Genomic DNA, 16852 nt, shown 5'->3' on the forward strand with positions numbered 1-16852 from the left:
CAGATAAATGCCGAGCGCCACCGGAGCGATCCCGAGGAGGTCGCGAATTTCCACGTGCTCGCCCAGAACCATCCACGCGAACAGCATGCCAAGCGGCGGCATCAGGAAATGATAGGCGCTCGCGGCGGTCGCGCCACACGCTTTCAGGAGATGAAACCACAACAGATAGGCCAGGATCGATCCGCCCAGCACCAGGAACGTGAAGGCCCCGAGCAGCCGCACGCTCGGCACGATATCGGTGACGCTGGAAAAGGTCAGCGCGACCGGGAGCAGCACGAAACCGGCGACCAGGTTCTGCACGCCGTTGCCGATCCAGAGGCTCCCCTTCGGCGCCAGCAGCTTGAACAGGATGGTGCCGGCCACGATCGACATCAGCGAGGCGAGCGTGAACAGGATTCCGTGCGGGCTGTCGGTACCGACCGACATGCGATGCCAGACGATGAAGCTTACGCCGATAATACCGAGAAGCAGTCCCGCCGCCTTTCGCCAGGTGAAGCGTTCGCCGAGCAGAGGCGCAGCCGCCATGGCTGTGAAAACCGGATTGGAACTGACGATCAGGCCTCCGAGCCCGGCCGAGATGGTCTGCAGGCCGGTGTAACCCAGGCCGAGATAGAGCGCGTTGTTGGCGATGCCGATCAGCGCAAATACCCAAACATCCCGCCAAGATAGCCCGGAGTCGCGGCGCAGCGCCGCAATTGCAAGGATCAGGATTCCGGCCAGCAAAAACCGCGCAGCCAGCAGAATGAGTGGCGGACAATAGTTGACGCCGATTTTCCCTGCGACGAAGGCAAAGCTCCAGAGCAGACAGAACAACGCGATATAGACCGGCAGCGGATTGGAGGATGCACGGGGAACGGCGACGGAAGGCGCGAGCGACATGGGAATCTCCTTTGAGTGCCGATGTAAGGGCGCGCCTTGATATTTGGAAATTAAATGTTAGACTTACTTCCAGTGGAAAAATGAATGGGTGAAATCGTGCTGGACCTGGAGCTGCTGCGCAGTTTCGTCTCAGTGGTCGACGCCGGCGGCTTTACCCGTGCCGGAGAGCGCGTTCATCGCACGCAATCGACCGTCAGCCAGCAGATCAAGCGCTTGGAAGACGATATCGGACAGCCGCTCCTCAATCGCAGTGGCAAGGATCTGACGCCCACCGAAGCCGGCGAGCGGCTGTTGTCCTATGCGCGGCGACTATTGGCGCTGGCGGAGGAGGCCCGCGACGTGCTGACACGACCGGGCAACGAAGGTGCCGTTCGGCTCGGGGTGCCCGAAGACTTCGCCGCCTATCGGCTGGCGAAGCTGTTGGCGGCGTTTGCGCGCTCGCATCCCAACCTGCGGCTCGACGTGCGCGCCGACCAGAGTACGAACCTGAAGCGCGATCTCGAACGCGGCGATCTCGACCTGGCTCTATTCAAGCGTGCTGCCGGCGAAAAGGGCGGCATCGCGGTGTGGCCCGAACGTGTGCACTGGGTCACCAGCAAGGTCCACCCAGCTCATTCAAAGACCGGATCGGTGCCGCTGATCGGCTTCCCCGTCGGCTGCATTTATCGGGCGGGCGCGATTCATGCGCTGGAAAGCGCCGGCCGCGCCTGGCACATGGCCTATTCGAGTTCGAATCTTGCCGGCATTCAGGCCGCGGTTGCGGCGGGCATGGGCTTGAGCATTCTTTCGGAAATGGCGATCCAGGCCGATCATCGCGTGTTGACCGCCAAGGATGGTTTTTCGCCAATCGACAAGACCGAGGTGGCGCTGGTCGCTTCGCCCGACGCGAGCCCGGCAACGCTGCGGCTCGCCGACCGCCTCGCCGAGTTCTGCGACACGGTGCAGGCAAAGGCGGCCTGATCGTCCCGGCAACGAGGAGAAATTCAATAGCAGCGCGACGCCGCGATCGCATGCAGGCGGAAGTCGCCGAGCACATGCGCGACCAGGCCCGCGGTGTGAAAGATTTTCGCAAAGGCCGCGTCGCGGATGCTCAGGCCACCGGCATAGGCGCCGAACGCCGGCATCACCGCGCGCTCGCCGTCGCTGGCAAAACAGCGCCGCTCCACCGAGCGGGCGCGCGTGGCGACCCGTGCCTTGGGGTGAAGATGACCGGCGATCTCGCCGGCCGCGCCCGTCGGTTCGTGCCGAAACGCGATCGGCCCGATCGCGACTTCGGTTGCGACAATGCCGCCGAGGCGGGTCGGCAATGCCGGATCGTGATTTCCGGAAATCCAGATCCAGTCGCGCCTGGCCTGCAGCGCCGCAATCGCGTCGCGGTCCGTAACCGACAACCTGTCATGGGCGCTGCGGTCGTGAAAACTGTCGCCGAGCGCGATCACCATTTTCGGATCGTGGCGCGCGATCACCATGGCAAGACGGCCGAGGGTAGCGGCCGTGTCGTAGGGCGGCAGCAGCACGCCGCGCGCGGCAAAGCTGGAACCTTTTTCCAAATGCAGGTCCGAGACCACGAGCAGGCTCTGCTCTTGCCAGAACAAGGCTCCGGAAAGATCCGCAACAAGGGTAACGCCGGCGACATCAAGGGTGGAAATGCGCACGACCGGCCAGTTTTCTTTGAGGGGTTGAGCGCGTACCGTCACGGCTATCCAGTCGCCTCTCTCACCAGTTCCTCGGCGGTTTCCGCCAGCAACTCATCGGATGCTTCGCCATAAACTGCTTCGCGTCCGATTTCCAGCATCACCGGCACCGCAAGCGGCGAAATACGCTTGAGTTCCCTGTGGATGATTCGCCCCTTGATTCGCAACAGCATATCACTCAAACGGCGAAGATCGAGCAGTCCCGTGGCGGCATCGGCCCGCGCTGCGCGCAGCAGCACATGATCGGCCTGGTGCTTGCGCAGCACGTCATAGATCAAATCGGTGGAGAACAGCACCTGGCGGCGGGTCTTTTCCTCGCTGGTAAATCGCCGCGCGATCAGGCCCGAGATCAGGGCGCAGGTCCGAAACGTGCGTTTCATCAGCGCCGATTCGGCCAACCATGCCTCCAGATCGTCGCCGAGCATGTCCGGATCGAACAGCGCATCGAGATCGAGCCGGCCTTGCCGGATCATCAACGACATGTCGCCGAGCCCCCAGACCGCAAGCGCATATTCGTTGGCGACAAACCCAAGCGGCCGCGCGCGGGCGCGTTCCATGCGCCGCGTCAGCAGCATGCCGAGCGTCTGATGCGCCAGCCGCCCCTCAAAGGGATAGCAGACGAGGTAATGCTTGTTGCCGCGCGGGAAGGTCTCCACCACGAGCTCGCGCGTACCCGGAACGCGCGAGAAATGCGCCTGCAGCGACAACCAGTCACGCACCTGGTCGGGCAGGCCTTTCCACGCGCGGCTGTCTGCCAACAGCATTCGAACCCGTTCTGCAAGATAGGTCGAGAGTGGAAACTTGCCGCCCATATAGGACGGCACCTTGGCGTCCATGTCATTGGCGCGCGAAACATAGACCTGGTCCTCGGCGAGATGCTCGTAGCGCACGACCTCGCCGCCGAAGACAAAGGTATCGCCGACCACCAGCCCCTCGATGAAATATTCCTCGATCTCGCCCAGCACCCGGCCGCCGCGCCCGAGTGCGCCGGTCGATCCTGATCCACCAGCGCGGGAGCGCACCAGGCGCACCTTCAGCATCGCCTCTTCGACGATGGTGCCGACATTGAGACGATAACTCTGCCGCACCTTCGGATTGGTGACCCGCCATCGGCCATTCTTGTCCTGCTTGATTCGCGCGAAGCGTTCATAGGTCTTGAGCGCATAGCCGCCGGTGGCGACGAATTCGACCACGTCGTCGAAATCGGCACGACTCAAGCCGGCATAGGGCGCGGCCGTCACCACCTCCTGATAGAGCCGATCGGACGTGAATGGCTCGCCGCAGGCGCAGCCGAGCACATGCTGCGCCAGGACATCCAGCGCGCCGGTGCGAAGCGGCGGCGTATCCTGCGCATTCTCGTCGACCGCGTCGATCGCAACGTGGCATTCCAGCACCTCGAAACGATTGGCCGGCACCAGCACCGCGCGCGAAGCTTCATCGATCCGGTGATTGGCGCGGCCGATGCGCTGCATCAGCCGCGAGGCGCCCTTCGGCGCACCGATATTGATGACGAGATCGACATCGCCCCAGTCGACGCCGAGATCGAGCGAGGAGGTGCAGACCACGCCGCGCAATCTCCCTTTCGCCATCGCGTCCTCGACCTTGCGGCGTTGCGCCACGTCGAGCGAGCCGTGATGCAGCGCGATCGCGAGGCCGTCGTCGTTCATCCGCCAGAGGTCCTGAAACAGCATCTCGGCCTGGCTGCGGGTGTTGACGAACACGAGCGTGGTCTTGTTGCGCTTGATCAGGTCGTAGATCTCGCCAAGTGCATGACGCGCGGTGTGACCCGCCCATGGTAGCCTTTCGCGCGTGTCGAGCATTTCGACGATCGGCGCCGCGGCGCCGCCAGCAATCACGATGTCGGCGGCATCGCTCTCGCCGCCTTGCTGCGGCACCAGAAAGCGTGCGAGCTGCTCCGGCTCGGCCACCGTGGCAGAGAGTCCGATCGCGCGAATTTCGGGCGCCAATCGCCACAGCCGCGCCAGCCCGAGCGAGAGAAGATCGCCGCGCTTGGAGGTCACCAGCGCGTGCAATTCGTCCAGCACGATGCGTTTGAGGTGCGAAAACAGAAACGGCGCGTCGTCCGATGACAGCAAAAGCGCCAGTTGCTCCGGCGTGGTGAGCAGGATGTCCGGCGGATAACGCCGCTGGCGTTGCCGCCGCGATACCGGCGTGTCGCCGGTGCGGGTCTCGACCTTGATCGGCAAACCCATCTCGGCGATCGGGGATTCCAGATTCCGCGCGATATCGACGGCGAGCGCCTTCAAGGGCGAGATGTAAAGGGTGTGCAGACCGCCGGTTCGCTTCACGCCGCGCCCGGTGGAGGCGAAACTTTTTTTGGCGCCTGCGGATTTGACGGCGGCATGGGGTGTGACCCCTTCCCCCCTTGAAGGAGAGGGTTGGGGAGGAGGGTGAGTTGAAAAGACCGGCGCTTGCTCTTCACCCTCCTCGCGCCGCCCTGCGGGTGTCGGCCTCCCCCTCAAGGGGGGAGGTGACAGCTGAGATATGGAAGACAGCTCCACCAGGGTCGGCAAAAAGCCGGCAAGCGTCTTGCCGGCGCCGGTGGGCGCGATCAGCAATGCCGCGCGGTCGTCACGGGCTTTCTCGAGCAACGCCAGCTGATGCTCGCGTGGCGACCAGCCGCGCGAAGCAAACCAGCGGCGGAAGCGGTCCGGCAGCAGCTCGGCTGAAAGGTCCGGAGAGGTGGAAGCAATGTGAGACGGCACGGCTCAAGAGGTAAGCCGTCGCCGCGATTTCGTCGAGGGGCTCGCCTCGCCTGCAGGGAGAGGAGGAAGGCGCCGCTACTCCGTCACCGGCCGATCGGAGATTTGCCAGTCCTTGCCGTCAAACACCGAGATGTGGAGCGTCTTCATCGGCGAATAGTCGTCAGGCGTATAACTGTAAGTGATGTCGTCGAGGAAGAATGGGGAGTGGAAACCGGCGAGCGTCGTCGCCTGCTTCAGCACATTGGCCCGCGTCAGCTCGTCGCCGCAGCGGCGCAGTATTTCGCCCATCGTCACCGCCTGACCGTAGCCGGCATAGGCGACGGTATTGTCCGAATCGACATTGGGCAGATATTTCGCCCGCAGCGCCTCAAACGCCATCGCGTCCGGATCCTTTAACCAGCGACCGGTTCCGGCCTCCTTGGAATAGCGGATCGCCACGATGCCCGCGGCGTTCTCGAAGCCGGCGGCATTGAGGATCGTACGGCCGGTCGATCCCGCCGATAAAAGCTGCAGCGGTTTCCAGCCGAGTTCGGCTACTTTTCGGATCGACTGCGACGACGCCTTGCCGGTGGAAATGTTATAGAAAACGTCGGCGCCCGACTTCGACAGATTGATAAGCTGCGAATCCACCGTCGGATCGCTCAAATCATAGGTCTGCTCCATGATGACCCTGGCGGTACCACCGGCGTCCTCCAGAACCTTTTTGAACGGAGCCAAAAAATCGCGGCCGAAATCGTCGTTCTGGTAGAGGATCCCGATCTTCGCATTCGGCCTGGCGTTCACGACATGCTTGGCAAGAATCCGCGCCTCGGTCGGGTAAAGCGGCAAGCCCGCCATCGTCCATTTGTAATTTTTTGGATCATTCCATTTCGACGCGCCGGTGTTGAGCAGAAGCTGCGGCACACCCTTCGAATTGAGATATTTGTGCACGGCGGTTTGCGGCGCGGTGCCGAGCGATCCAAACAACGCCAGCACTTCTTCCTGCTCGACCAGCCGACGCGTCGCCTCGACGCATTTGGGCGCACTATAGGCGTCGTCCAGGGTGAGGAATTTGACCTTGCGTCCGTTAATGCCGCCGTTTTCGTTCAGCATCTGGAAATAGGACTCGCCGACCCGGCCGAGCACTCCATAGAGCGAGCCCGGGCCGCTGTGCGGCACGGTCTGCCCTATCTTGATTTCGCTATCGCTCGCGCCCTGATCATATTTCTTCTCGGCGGCCCTGACGGATGTCGTTGATGCGAAAACCGTGGCAATCGCGGTGGCGCAAAAATCGCGCCTTGATGGATGGCTGGTCATTGGCCGTGTTCTCCCTGCGCTCTTGACTGCATTTTTCCGCCTTTCCTAAGACTTCAGGCAATAGGCGGCAAATCACCATTCCTTCATTTGTGACGCCGGCACCTATCACGACCTTGCCGCGACCACGACAAGCCCGGGGACGGGCGAATTGTCCTCATTGCGGGCCGAGAGATCTTCGAACTGCGACAGCGAGAGGCCAGCGGATTTTAGCGCGCCGCGCACATAAGGCGCAGCATGGGCGTAACGCAGGCCCTCGCCGATGATGACGCCTTCACCGCCAGGCGTTTCCACCGTAAAAGCGACCAATCCGCCCGCCACGAGCACGCGCCTCGCCTCGCTCAGCACCGGAATGAGATCGGCGACATAGACCATCGCGTCGGCGGCAAGAATGAGATCGGCGCTGGCGTCCGCCTTTCCGCGCAGGCCCTGGAGCATGTCGGCCACTTCCAGTTCGGCATAGAGAGCGCATAAGCGCGCCTTCTCGATCATGCGCGGCGAAAGATCAATGCCGATGAAACGATCGACTTCGCGCGCAAACGCGCTCGCCGCCAGTCCGGTGCCGCAGCCGAGATCGATCGCGCACTTGAAGAAGGCGGGTTTTCGGACCGCACGGCGCGCGGCCAGTACGGCTTTGAACAACAGCGCAGGTCCCCGATAGCCGAGATCGTCGACCAGAGCGCTTTCGAATTTCGGCGCGTATTGATCGAACAGCGTGCGCACATAGGCCTGCGGCATCGCAGACAATTCTTGCGCGCCCAGCCGCATCAACCAGAGGCTGGCGCCGTGCCGGTCCTGCGGATCGGCATCGCGCGCCTTTTCAAAAGCCGCAATCGCCGCATTCCGCTCGCCAAGTTCGTCGCGGATTTCGCCAAGCGTGAACCACGCCGAGGCAAAGCCCGGCGCAAGATCGGTCGCCTGCCGCAGGAGATCGGCTGCAGCCGCGAGGTCGCCCTTGAGCTGAAGATCACGCGCAAACTCGTACCGGCGGTCGGCAACCAGATCGCCGGAGGTCAGGAACAGTCGCGCTGGCATTTGTCGGAACCGATTGGTGGGTCGCTTGGCGGGACTCGAACGAGCTGTCAGCGAGCCTATATAGTAACAAAATGCGCCCGCAAGACATCCTGACGCCTGTCACCGCCGGCCTGTGCTGCAAACCCGGCGGTTTCCACATCGACCCCACCCGGCCGGTCGAACGTGCCGTCATCACCCACGGCCATTCCGACCATGCAAGGCCGGGACATGGCGCGGTGCTGGCGACGCAGGAAACGCTCGACATCATGCGGTTGCGTTACGGGGACAATTTTGCCCGCACCACGCAGGCTGTTCGTTACGGCGAGCCTTTGCGGCTCGGTGACGTCACCATCAAGTTTCACCCCGCCGGCCACGTGCTGGGCTCGGCGCAGATCGAGGTCGCCTGCGAGGCCACGCGCATCGTCGCCTCCGGCGACTACAAGAACGCGCCCGATCCTACCTGCGTGCCTTTCGAGGTGGTGCCCTGCGACGTCTTCATCACCGAGGCAACCTTTGGCCTTCCGGTGTTTCGGCACGGCGATGCGGCGGATGAAGTGAAGAAGCTGCTCGCTTCCGTGTCGCTTTTTCCCGAGCGCGCGCATCTGGTCGGTGCCTATTCGCTCGGCAAGGCGCAACGCGTGATCGCGCTGTTGCGCATCGCCGGTTACGACGCGCCGATCTACCTGCACGGCGCGATGGAGAAGATCACCCGCTATTATCAGAGCCGCGGCGTGGCGCTCGGCGATCTGCGACCGGTCAAGGGCATGAAGAAGGCCGATCTTGCCGGCACGATTACGCTCGCGCCGCCGACAGCGACGTCCGATATCTGGACGCGGCGGTTTCCCGATCCGGTCACGGCGTTCGCCTCGGGGTGGATGCGGGTGCGCGCCCGCGCCCGCCAGCGCGGCGTCGAACTGCCGCTGGTGATTTCGGACCATGCCGACTGGGACGGCCTGACGGCGACCATCGAGGCGACCGGCGCGGGTGAAGTCTGGGTCACCCACGGCCAGGAAGACGCGCTGGTGCATTGGTGCACGACCAAAGGGCTTGCCGCGCGACCGCTCGATCTCGTCGGCTATGGCGAAGAGGACGAAGGCGAAACGACGCTTTCGGAAGCCGCGGAAACATGAACCGCTTCGCCGAAATGCTTGACCGATTGGCGTATGAACCCGGTCGCAACAACAAGCTGCGGCTACTCACTTCCTATTTCCGCGAAGTCGAAGATCCCGATCGCGGCTACGCGCTGGCAGCGCTGACCGGCGCGCTCTCTTTCAAACACGCCAAGCCCGCGCTGATCCGCGACCTGATCATCGAGCGCACCGATCCGGTGCTGTTTGGACTTTCCTATGATTACGTCGGCGATCTCTCGGAAACCGTCGCGCTGATGTGGCCGAAGACTCCGGCCGGTCGCTCCCAACGCTCTTCGGGGTACCCCCCTCCCCAACCCTCCTCCGCAAGGGGGGAGGGAGTAGAGCCGCCGCCGACCCTCACCGAGGTCGTCACCACGCTTCGCACGCTCGGCAAAAGCGAGTTGCCGGGGCAGCTTGCGCGCTGGCTCGATGAACTCGATGAGACCGGGCGCTGGGCGCTGTTGAAACTCGTGACCGGCGCCATGCGGATCGGCATTTCGGCCCGACTTGCCAAGACCGCTGCGGCCGAACTCGGAGACAAGGACCCGCACGATATCGAATTGATGTGGCCGGGCCTCACACCGCCCTATCGCGATCTGTTCGCCTGGCTGGAAGGCCGGGGCGAGAAACCCGTCAACCTCGATCCCGCACCGTTCCGCCCCGTCATGCTGGCCCACGCGATCGAGGATGCCGATTTTGCCAATCTCGATCCGGCCGACTACATCGCGGAATGGAAATGGGACGGCATTCGGGTGCAAGCCGTCAGCGGCCGCGACGCGCGGGGACACATCCTGCCGCGGCTCTATTCGCGCACCGGCGAGGACATCACCAGGAGCTTTCCCGATTTGTTGCCGTCGCTGCATTTGCCAGGCGCGATCGATGGCGAACTGCTGGTGGTGCGCGATGGAAGGGTACAGAGCTTCAACGTGCTGCAGCAGCGCCTCAATCGAAAAGTGGTCTCGCCGAAACTGACAAACGACTACCCGATCCATCTTCGTGCCTATGATCTTCTCAGCGACGGCGATACCGATCTGCGCATGCTGCCCTTTGCCGAACGGCGGGAGCATCTGGAGAGTTTCGTCACCAGGCTTGGTGACGAAAGAATTGACCTCTCACCGACGATTGCCTTCGACAGCTGGCAGGCGCTGACAGCGGCTCGGCGTGACCCGGCGAGGGCCGGTACTGGAAAAGATGCGGAAGCCGTCGAAGGCGTGATGCTCAAGCGGCGCGATGCGCCCTATCTTCCGGGCCGTCCCAAGGGCCAATGGTGGAAATGGAAACGCGATCCGCACATCATCGATGCCGTCCTGATGTATGCGCAGCGCGGCCACGGCAAGCGCTCGTCATACTATTCCGATTACACCTTCGGGGTCTGGAGCAGCACTGAGGATGGCGAACTGCTCGTGCCGGTCGGCAAGGCCTATTTCGGCTTCACCGACGAGGAATTATTGCAGATCGACCGCTTCGTCCGCCGCAACACGACCGAGAAATTCGGCCCCGTCAGGCAAGTAATCCACGAGCCGGACCAGGGTCTGGTGCTGGAAGTCGCCTTCGAGGGCCTGCAGCGCTCTTCGCGGCACAAATCCGGTGTGGCGATGCGGTTTCCGCGCATCAACCGGCTGCGCTGGGACAAGCCGCCCCGCGAAGCCGACCGGCTCGAAACGCTGGAGCGGATGCTGAAAGACATGACGTCTTCAGGCGCACGAGATGCTGGTTCGCATTAACAAATGGCAATCGAATTACGTTGGGTATTAATCAGCCGCCATTGACGCCGATAGACCGGGTCCCCATCTGCCCTCCGCTGTATGAGAGTGAGCGGGCCATCTCGGAGACTACTAGTGTGATGGTTCAGAAGTCCGTATCATTACAGCTCGCGAGTTCGTCATACGGACTTCTGAACCAAAAGCCACACTAGAATCATGCATTTGCTAGTGTCCCTTCGATTCCGAAGTTCGTTAAACGAGTACGCCGCACAATGATACGAACTTCGGAACCGGGACACTGGTGTGGTGGTTCAGAAGTCCGTATCATTCCACGAGTTCGTCATGCGGACTCTGAACCAGATGCTACACCAGAATCACAGGTTTGAGATCGCAAATGAATATGCCGCATATGGTACGAACTTCGAATGGGGACACCAGGATGCCGAATGACACCAGGGAATTGCCGGCGGCCAACGATGCCATGTACCGCTTTCTTGGCGGCTCGCCCCTGGCCGTGGCCTTCCGCCTGATCCTGCTGTCGGTCCTGGTCGGCGTGCTGCTGGCGGCGATCGGTTTCGATCCCTGGAATATTCTCAAGAGTATCCAGTTGTTGTTTCGCCGCCTCTGGGATCTGGGCTTTGATGCGATCAACTGGCTATGGCGCTATTTCCTGCTTGGCGCCGTCATCGTCATTCCGGTCTGGCTCTTGACCCGGATATTCGCCGCGCCGCGCGGGCGATAGGGTGACAGGCATTTGCGCGGAGATCATGCTCGACGCGCCAAGACGGGATCGGATCGCGATCCGACCGCGCCGGCCGCCACCTCCGGGGTTACGACCACACAGGTTTTCGCCATCGCGGGACCCGCGATGGTCGCGAACCTGACGACGCCACTGATCGGCATCGTATCGACGATTGCGATCGGGCGGCTCGGCGACGCAACGCTGCTCGGCGGTGTAGCGATCACATCGGTGATTTTCGACTGCCTGTTCTGGCTGTTTGCCTTTCTGCGCATGAGCACGGTCGCCTTCACCGCGCAAGCGCTTGGCGCCGTCGACGAAGAGGAAATTCGCGCGCTGCTGGTGCGCGGTCTCATCATCGCCGCGCTGGTCGGCTGCGCCCTCATCGTGTTGCAGGCGCCGCTCGCCGCGATCCTGCTCGATGCCATGGGCGGCAGCGAGGGCGTGACGCGCGCCGCGAGGATCTATTTCGGGATACGAATCTGGTCCGCGCCGCTCGCCCTTGCCAATTACGTCGTGCTCGGCTGGTTGATCGGGCAAGCCCACGCGGGGCTTGCGCTCTCCATTCAGATCGCCATCAATCTCGTCAATATGGTCCTGACGCTGGCGCTGGTGCTTGGTCTTGATGGGGGGATCGCCGGTGCTGCGGCGGCCGCCGTGGTGGCGGAAGCGGTCGGGCTCGTGATGGGCGTTCTGATCGCGCGCCGCCTCGCCCACGAGCCTTTTAACGTGCCGCGCGCGGCGCTGTTCGAGCGGGCCAAGCTGCTTCGAATGCTGACGGTCAATCGCGACATCATGATCCGCACGGCGGCTCTGATCACCGCTTTCCTGTTCTTCACCGCGCAAGGCGCGCGCTCCGGCGACGTGGTGCTTGCCGCCAACGCGGTGCTGAACAATTTTCTCCTGGTCAGCGCCTTTTTCCTCGATGGTCTCGCCAACGCGGCCCAGCAGCTTTGCGGCAACGCTTACGGCGCCCGCGATCGAGCGGCGTTCTCGGGCGCGGTGCGGCTGGTGACGCTCTGGGGATTTGGCTTTGCACTTGCGGTATCGGCGGCCTTCGCGCTGTCCGGACCTTCGCTGATCCACGCCATGACCACGAGCGAGGACGTCAGGCGGAGCGCACAGGATTATTTGTGGTTCGTCGTGGTGTCGCCACTGCTGGCGGTGTTCGCCTTCACCTATGACGGCATTTTTATCGGAGCGACCTGGGCGCGCGACATGCGCAATTTGATGGTACTTTCGCTCCTGATCTTTCTGGCCACATGGTTCGCGTTGCGCGCATTCGGCAATGCCGGCCTGTGGACAGCGATGCTGGCGCTGTATGCCGCCCGCGGCGGCTTGCAGGCCTTGCGATATCCGGCCAATTTTCACGCTTCGTTTCGCTAGCTAGCGGCGATCGGGTAGAGGAGCCAGTCCTCATGCAACTGCGCTTTGTCGGCTGTGGCGATGCATTCGGTTCCGGCGGCAGGTACAACACCTGCTTTCACGTCACCGGCGAGAGCGCCAATTTCCTGATCGATTGCGGCGCCTCGTCGCTGCCGGCCTTGAAGCGCAACGGCATCAGTCGCGAGAACATCGATCTCGTCCTGATCACGCATTTCCACGGCGATCATTTCGGCGGCCTGCCGTTCCTCATGCTGGATGCGCAATTCACCCGCCGCACCCGCCCGCTGGTGATCGCAGGGCCGCAGGGAATCGAGCGGCGGCTTGAACTGGTGATGGAAGCGCTGTTCGAAAACTCCTCGAAACGGGAACGGCGTTTCGACTTGAGGATCGTCGAACTCAATCCGGAAGCGCCGGCGCGTTTCGGCGCAGTCGGCGTCATGCCGTTTCCGGTCGTGCACGGTGACTCCGGCGGCCCGTTCCTGGGTTATCGGATCGAGGTCGAAGGCCGCATCATTGCCTTTACCGGCGACACCGAGTGGACCGATGCCTTGATCCCGCTCGGCCAGAACGCCGATCTCTTCATCAGCGAGTGTTCCTTCTACGACCGAACCGTCAAGAACCACCTCAACCTCAAAACGCTTGAGATGCATCTGCCCGAGATCAGGCCGAAACGGTTGATCCTCACCCATATGGGCGAAGACATGCTCGCGCGGCTAAATTCGATTGCCTGTGAGACTGCCACTGACGGCATGGTGGTTGAGATCTAGGGCGTGCACTCACAAATGCGCGACGTCCGGCTAAGGCAGTAGAGCGGACATGCCCGAAAGCTGCGGCGATGTCGCCTTTTGACCCGAAGCGGTTTTCCGCGGCGGCGGATTGCCGCGCTCGACTTGTGGCGTTTACCTCAGACCGCCCTGCCGCGATGTGGTAGCCTTTGCCCTGTATTTCACGTGGTACTGATCCTCGCGAGAGGGCCGCATGAAACGGCGCAATTTCATGAGCCTTCTCGGCGGCGCGGCGGCATGGCCGTTCGCGGCGCGCGCGCAGCAGCCGGAGCCGATGCGGCGTATCGGTGTGCTCATGCAAATTGCCGAGGGCGATGCTGAATCAAAAATTCAGGTGGCCGAATTCCTGCGAGAATTGCGCGAACTCGGCTGGGTCGTCGGCCGTAATGTGAAACTCGACACCCGCTGGGCTGGCGGCGATTCCGACCGCATTCGCAAATACGCCGCGGAACTCGTCGCGCTCGCGCCGGACGTGGTCCTGGCTTCCGGCGGCACGGTGGTGGGAGCATTGCAGCAGGCCAGCCGGACGGTGCCGATCGTGTTCGTGAATGTCACCGACCCGATTGGCCGCGGCTACGTCGCGAGCCTGGCGGAACCAGGCGGGAACGCTACCGGATTTACCTCCTTCGAATTCGGCATAGGCGGGAAATGGCTGGAGCTGCTCAAGCAGATTGCGCCGGGTGTGGCGCGAGTGGCTGTTCTTCGCGACCCGGTGATAACCGCCGGGATGGGGTACCTGGCCGCGATCCACGCCTTGGCTCCGTCGTTTGGGGTAGAGGTGAGTCCAGTTGATGTGCGAGTCAAGAGCGACATGGAGCGGGCGATCGCGGCCTTCGCTCGCACGCCGAATGGGGGTCTTATCATAACACCAGACCCGGCGGCGATCGCCCATCGCGAAGTGATCATCGCGCTTGCGTCCCAGTATAGATTACCCGCGATCTATCCGTTCCGCTACTTCGCCGCGGAAGGAGGCCTAATTTCCTACGGGCCGAATGCAATCGAACAGTTTCGGCGGGCTGCAAGTTACGCGGACCGCATCCTTAAGGGTGAAAAACCCGGCAACCTGCCGGTGCAGGCGCCGACCAAATTCGAGCTTGCGATCAGTTTGAAGACCGCCAAGGCGCTCGACGTTGCAGTGCCGCAGATGCTGGTCAGCCGCGCCGACGAGCTGATTGAATGAGCAGCCGACTTCTGCTCACGGCACAAAGCGGAAATGGCACCATGTCTGCTCTGAGTCCGCTTTCGGGGGTAAAGCGGAAATTAGATTTGGGAGCCGTCAGGTCAGCTTATGACCCGCAGCGGACTCCCCGCGGGCAATCCGCTGCGATCGTAAGTGTGGACCAGCGTCTTTGCGGGTAGCATAAACATCTACAGTCGTAATTCGCCAAATGGGGGTTGTTCACCGCCAGGAACGATGCTTCGATCGTAGTATTCAGTACATACCACGATCTCACCGACCTCGTTCAGTTCAAGCACCGCGATCGTCCAGCCACGGAAAGCTTTTTGGGTTGCCTTCATCTTGCCCCCGCCGAGATCGCCACCCGAAAACGTGCCTTCAGCCGTTATCTCTACAACGACGCTACGATCCGCGACGCGGATGTGCCGCTCCTTCATGACGAAATCGGGTATCGCTTTCCACCAGAGCTCGTGGTGCATGCGTACGAAGTCTCGTCCTTTTCGACGAATGCCAAACGACGGATCTACGTATTCGCCATCAGGGGCGTACAGCCGCGAAAAGGCTTCGGAATCGCGGGAATTCCATCCCGCAATCCAATTGCGCCCGACTTGTTCCAAGCTCTTGACAGTGTTCACCATGACACTTCTCCTTATTACTACGAAGCGGCGATTGCGGCCGCTTGGGGGTTTCGTAGTCATGAACCAGAGGTATTGTCGGCAAGGCGCTACGATAAGGCGGCCGTTCAGGATATGATTTTTCACAATGCGTGATTAATCGCGGGAGGCGCGAGGATTGGATCGAGGGCATGGGCGTCTTTGCGAAGGTTGTCGCCAAGCGGAGTTTTTTCGGCGCCGCGCAGGAGCCGCACGGTGCGCCGGGCCCCACCCAAGGCCGGATTGCCGAAATGGTCACGCCAACTATCGCCTCCTTTGGAACGGTCGGCATGTCGCCTCTTGGCCCTTTTCAGTCATGGCGTCCTGACGAGCGATGTCCGTTCACAGGGGGAAAGCAGACATGATCTTGAAGCGCCAGCACTTCCGCTTATGACCGATGCTGTCGAAAAAGGGCTTGAGGATCCGAACGAACGGTGATTCCTGCTTCGGAGGCGGCAGGAGATTCGTCGATGATGGGGCGGCAGGACCGAGATCAGGGGCAGCTATTTTACGAGTTTAGCCTCGACCAAATAATCCCGACGGACCACCTGTTACGACGGATCAATGTGTTTGCAGCGGCGGTTCTGGCCGATTTGCACCAACAGCTAAAGGGGTTTTACAGCGACATCGGCCGGCCCTCGGTTGATCCTGAGCTGATGATCCGGATGCTCTTGGTCGGTTACTGCTATGGCATTCGTCATGAGCGGCGGCTATGCCAGGAAGTGGCGCTACACCTCGCTTACCGCTGGTTTTGCAAGCTCGATCTCGACGACAAAGTTCCGCACCATTCAACATTCTCGGTGAACCGGCTGGGGCGCTTCCGCGAGAGCGAGATCCTGCGTCATATCTTCGAGCGCGTGGTTGCAGCCTGCATGGCCGCGGGACTCGTCAAGGGCGAGGGCTTCGCGGTGGATGCGAGCGTGATGGAAGCCAATGCCAGCCGCTATCACGGCAAAGCGCCGGACGAGCTGGACTGGACTGATGCGCAACGTCAGAAGCGTGCAGTGGCTGAGTATCTTGCTGGACTTGAGGCCGAGGCGCAGGTCCAGGAAGGCATAGACAACCGGGGTGATGGTTCTGGTGGGAAGCCGACCGCAAGCTCCGATCGCAAGCCGCCGAAGGTGATCTCGCCTTCCGATCCGTCCTCGGCGTGGACGGCGAAAGCTAACAAGCGCGTGCAGTTCGGGTATGGGCTCAACTATCTCATCGACGTCGAGCACGCGATCATTGTCGATGTCGAGGCGACGCCGGCACGCACCTATGATGAGGTGGCGTCAACCAAGACGATGATCGAGCGCACCGAACAGCGGCTTGATCTAAAGCCTAATTGGCTCACAGCCGATACCGCCTACGGAACCGGCAAACTGCTTGCATGGCTATTGGGCAAAAGCATCACGCCGCATATTCCCGTGTGGGAAAGATATCCATCGTCTGATGGTATGTTCTCCCGTAGCGAATTCGCTTACGACGCTGAGCGGGACGTCTATGTCTGCCCAAACGGCAAGCTCTTGCGAACCTCGGGAACGATCCATGATAGCCGCGTCAGGAATTACCTGTCACAACCTCAAGACTGCCGTGCTTGCACGCTGAAGCAACAATGCACGCGCGCGCCGTTCAAGAAGATCGCTCGCGACATCAATGAAGATGCGCGCAACCAAGCCCGGTCGCTAAAG

14 protein-coding genes are annotated in these 16852 nt (G+C 61.9%); 8 read left to right on the forward strand and 6 right to left on the reverse strand.

Annotation, left to right across the window (positions count from 1 at the left end; genetic code table 11):
- Positions 1 to 879: DMT family transporter (locus VNX23_RS03460; RefSeq protein WP_325627779.1), on the reverse strand; the 879-nt coding region annotated here is incomplete at its 3' end.
- A 96-nt stretch (positions 880 to 975) separates the two neighbouring features.
- On the opposite strand from VNX23_RS03460, the gene VNX23_RS03465 reads away from it, so the two are divergent.
- On the forward strand, positions 976 to 1839 hold the full coding sequence (locus VNX23_RS03465) for a LysR family transcriptional regulator (protein ID WP_325627791.1): 864 nt from the start codon (positions 976 to 978) through the stop codon (positions 1837 to 1839).
- Between the two features lie 23 nt (positions 1840 to 1862).
- On the opposite strand, the gene pdeM is transcribed toward VNX23_RS03465, so the two are convergent.
- The 4 genes from pdeM to VNX23_RS03485 all read right to left on the reverse strand — a co-directional run bounded on the left by pdeM (position 1863) and on the right by VNX23_RS03485 (position 7627).
- Positions 1863 to 2534, reverse strand: a complete 672-nt coding sequence (gene pdeM / locus VNX23_RS03470; RefSeq protein WP_325627780.1) for a ligase-associated DNA damage response endonuclease PdeM — start codon at positions 2532 to 2534, stop codon at positions 1863 to 1865.
- A gap of 44 nt (positions 2535 to 2578) precedes the next feature.
- Positions 2579 to 5299 carry a ligase-associated DNA damage response DEXH box helicase gene (locus VNX23_RS03475; RefSeq protein WP_325627781.1) on the reverse strand — a complete coding sequence of 907 codons (2721 nt, stop codon included), beginning with the start codon at positions 5297 to 5299 and terminating at the stop codon, positions 2579 to 2581.
- Positions 5300 to 5374: 75 nt separating this feature from the next.
- Positions 5375 to 6595 (reverse strand): ABC transporter substrate-binding protein, encoded by a 1221-nt coding sequence (locus VNX23_RS03480; RefSeq protein WP_325627782.1) that lies wholly within the window; start codon positions 6593 to 6595, stop codon positions 5375 to 5377.
- A 105-nt stretch (positions 6596 to 6700) separates the two neighbouring features.
- On the reverse strand, positions 6701 to 7627 hold the full coding sequence (locus VNX23_RS03485; protein ID WP_325627783.1) for a class I SAM-dependent DNA methyltransferase: 927 nt from the start codon (positions 7625 to 7627) through the stop codon (positions 6701 to 6703).
- Between the two features lie 71 nt (positions 7628 to 7698).
- On the opposite strand from VNX23_RS03485, the gene VNX23_RS03490 reads away from it, so the two are divergent.
- The 6 genes from VNX23_RS03490 (at position 7699) to VNX23_RS03515 (ending at position 14529) form a co-directional block, all read left to right on the forward strand.
- On the forward strand, positions 7699 to 8736 hold the full coding sequence (locus tag VNX23_RS03490) for a ligase-associated DNA damage response exonuclease (protein WP_325627784.1): 1038 nt from the start codon (positions 7699 to 7701) through the stop codon (positions 8734 to 8736).
- Entirely contained in the window at positions 8733 to 10460 is a 1728-nt protein-coding gene (locus VNX23_RS03495; protein WP_325627785.1) for a cisplatin damage response ATP-dependent DNA ligase, read from the forward strand. Before VNX23_RS03490 ends, VNX23_RS03495 begins: the two co-directional genes overlap by 4 nt.
- A 418-nt stretch (positions 10461 to 10878) precedes the next feature.
- The gene (locus VNX23_RS03500) at positions 10879 to 11181 is read left to right on the forward strand and encodes a DUF6460 domain-containing protein (RefSeq protein ID WP_325627786.1); all 303 of its coding nucleotides are present in this window, start codon (positions 10879 to 10881) and stop codon (positions 11179 to 11181) included.
- Positions 11182 to 11307: 126 nt separating this feature from the next.
- Positions 11308 to 12564: an MATE family efflux transporter gene (locus tag VNX23_RS03505; protein ID WP_325627792.1), complete on the forward strand. Its 1257-nt coding sequence runs from the start codon at positions 11308 to 11310 to the stop codon at positions 12562 to 12564.
- A gap of 32 nt (positions 12565 to 12596) precedes the next feature.
- Positions 12597 to 13331: an MBL fold metallo-hydrolase gene (locus tag VNX23_RS03510; RefSeq protein WP_325627787.1), complete on the forward strand. Its 735-nt coding sequence runs from the start codon at positions 12597 to 12599 to the stop codon at positions 13329 to 13331.
- 211 nt (positions 13332 to 13542) lie between these two features.
- Entirely contained in the window at positions 13543 to 14529 is a 987-nt protein-coding gene (locus VNX23_RS03515) for an ABC transporter substrate-binding protein (protein ID WP_325627788.1), read from the forward strand.
- A 188-nt stretch (positions 14530 to 14717) separates the two neighbouring features.
- On the opposite strand, the gene VNX23_RS03520 is transcribed toward VNX23_RS03515, so the two are convergent.
- Positions 14718 to 15164 (reverse strand): SgcJ/EcaC family oxidoreductase, encoded by a 447-nt coding sequence (locus VNX23_RS03520; protein ID WP_325627789.1) that lies wholly within the window; start codon positions 15162 to 15164, stop codon positions 14718 to 14720.
- Positions 15165 to 15649: 485 nt separating this feature from the next.
- Between VNX23_RS03520 and VNX23_RS03525 the strand changes: the two genes are divergently transcribed.
- Positions 15650 to 16852, forward strand: a 1203-nt coding sequence (locus tag VNX23_RS03525) for an IS1182 family transposase (protein WP_325627790.1), incomplete at its 3' end; no start/stop codon positions are given.

The sequence above is a fragment of the Bradyrhizobium sp. genome, from assembly GCF_035570375.1.
In the GTDB taxonomy this organism is placed as follows: Bacteria; Pseudomonadota; Alphaproteobacteria; order Rhizobiales; family Xanthobacteraceae; genus Bradyrhizobium.

Bases quoted from the DNA above. Each gene is read 5' to 3' on its own strand.
- VNX23_RS03480 (WP_325627782.1), bottom strand. From the start codon at position 6,595: ATGACCAGCCATCCATCAAGGCGCGATTTTTGCGCCACCGCGATTGCC.
- VNX23_RS03485 (WP_325627783.1), bottom strand. From the start codon at position 7,627: ATGCCAGCGCGACTGTTCCTGACCTCCGGCGATCTGGTTGCCGACCGC.
- VNX23_RS03490 (WP_325627784.1), top strand. From the start codon at position 7,699: ATGCGCCCGCAAGACATCCTGACGCCTGTCACCGCCGGCCTGTGCTGC.
- VNX23_RS03495 (WP_325627785.1), top strand. From the start codon at position 8,733: ATGAACCGCTTCGCCGAAATGCTTGACCGATTGGCGTATGAACCCGGT.
- VNX23_RS03500 (WP_325627786.1), top strand. From the start codon at position 10,879: ATGCCGAATGACACCAGGGAATTGCCGGCGGCCAACGATGCCATGTAC.
- VNX23_RS03505 (WP_325627792.1), top strand. From the start codon at position 11,308: ATGGTCGCGAACCTGACGACGCCACTGATCGGCATCGTATCGACGATT.
- VNX23_RS03510 (WP_325627787.1), top strand. From the start codon at position 12,597: ATGCAACTGCGCTTTGTCGGCTGTGGCGATGCATTCGGTTCCGGCGGC.
- VNX23_RS03515 (WP_325627788.1), top strand. From the start codon at position 13,543: ATGAAACGGCGCAATTTCATGAGCCTTCTCGGCGGCGCGGCGGCATGG.
- VNX23_RS03520 (WP_325627789.1), bottom strand. From the start codon at position 15,164: ATGGTGAACACTGTCAAGAGCTTGGAACAAGTCGGGCGCAATTGGATT.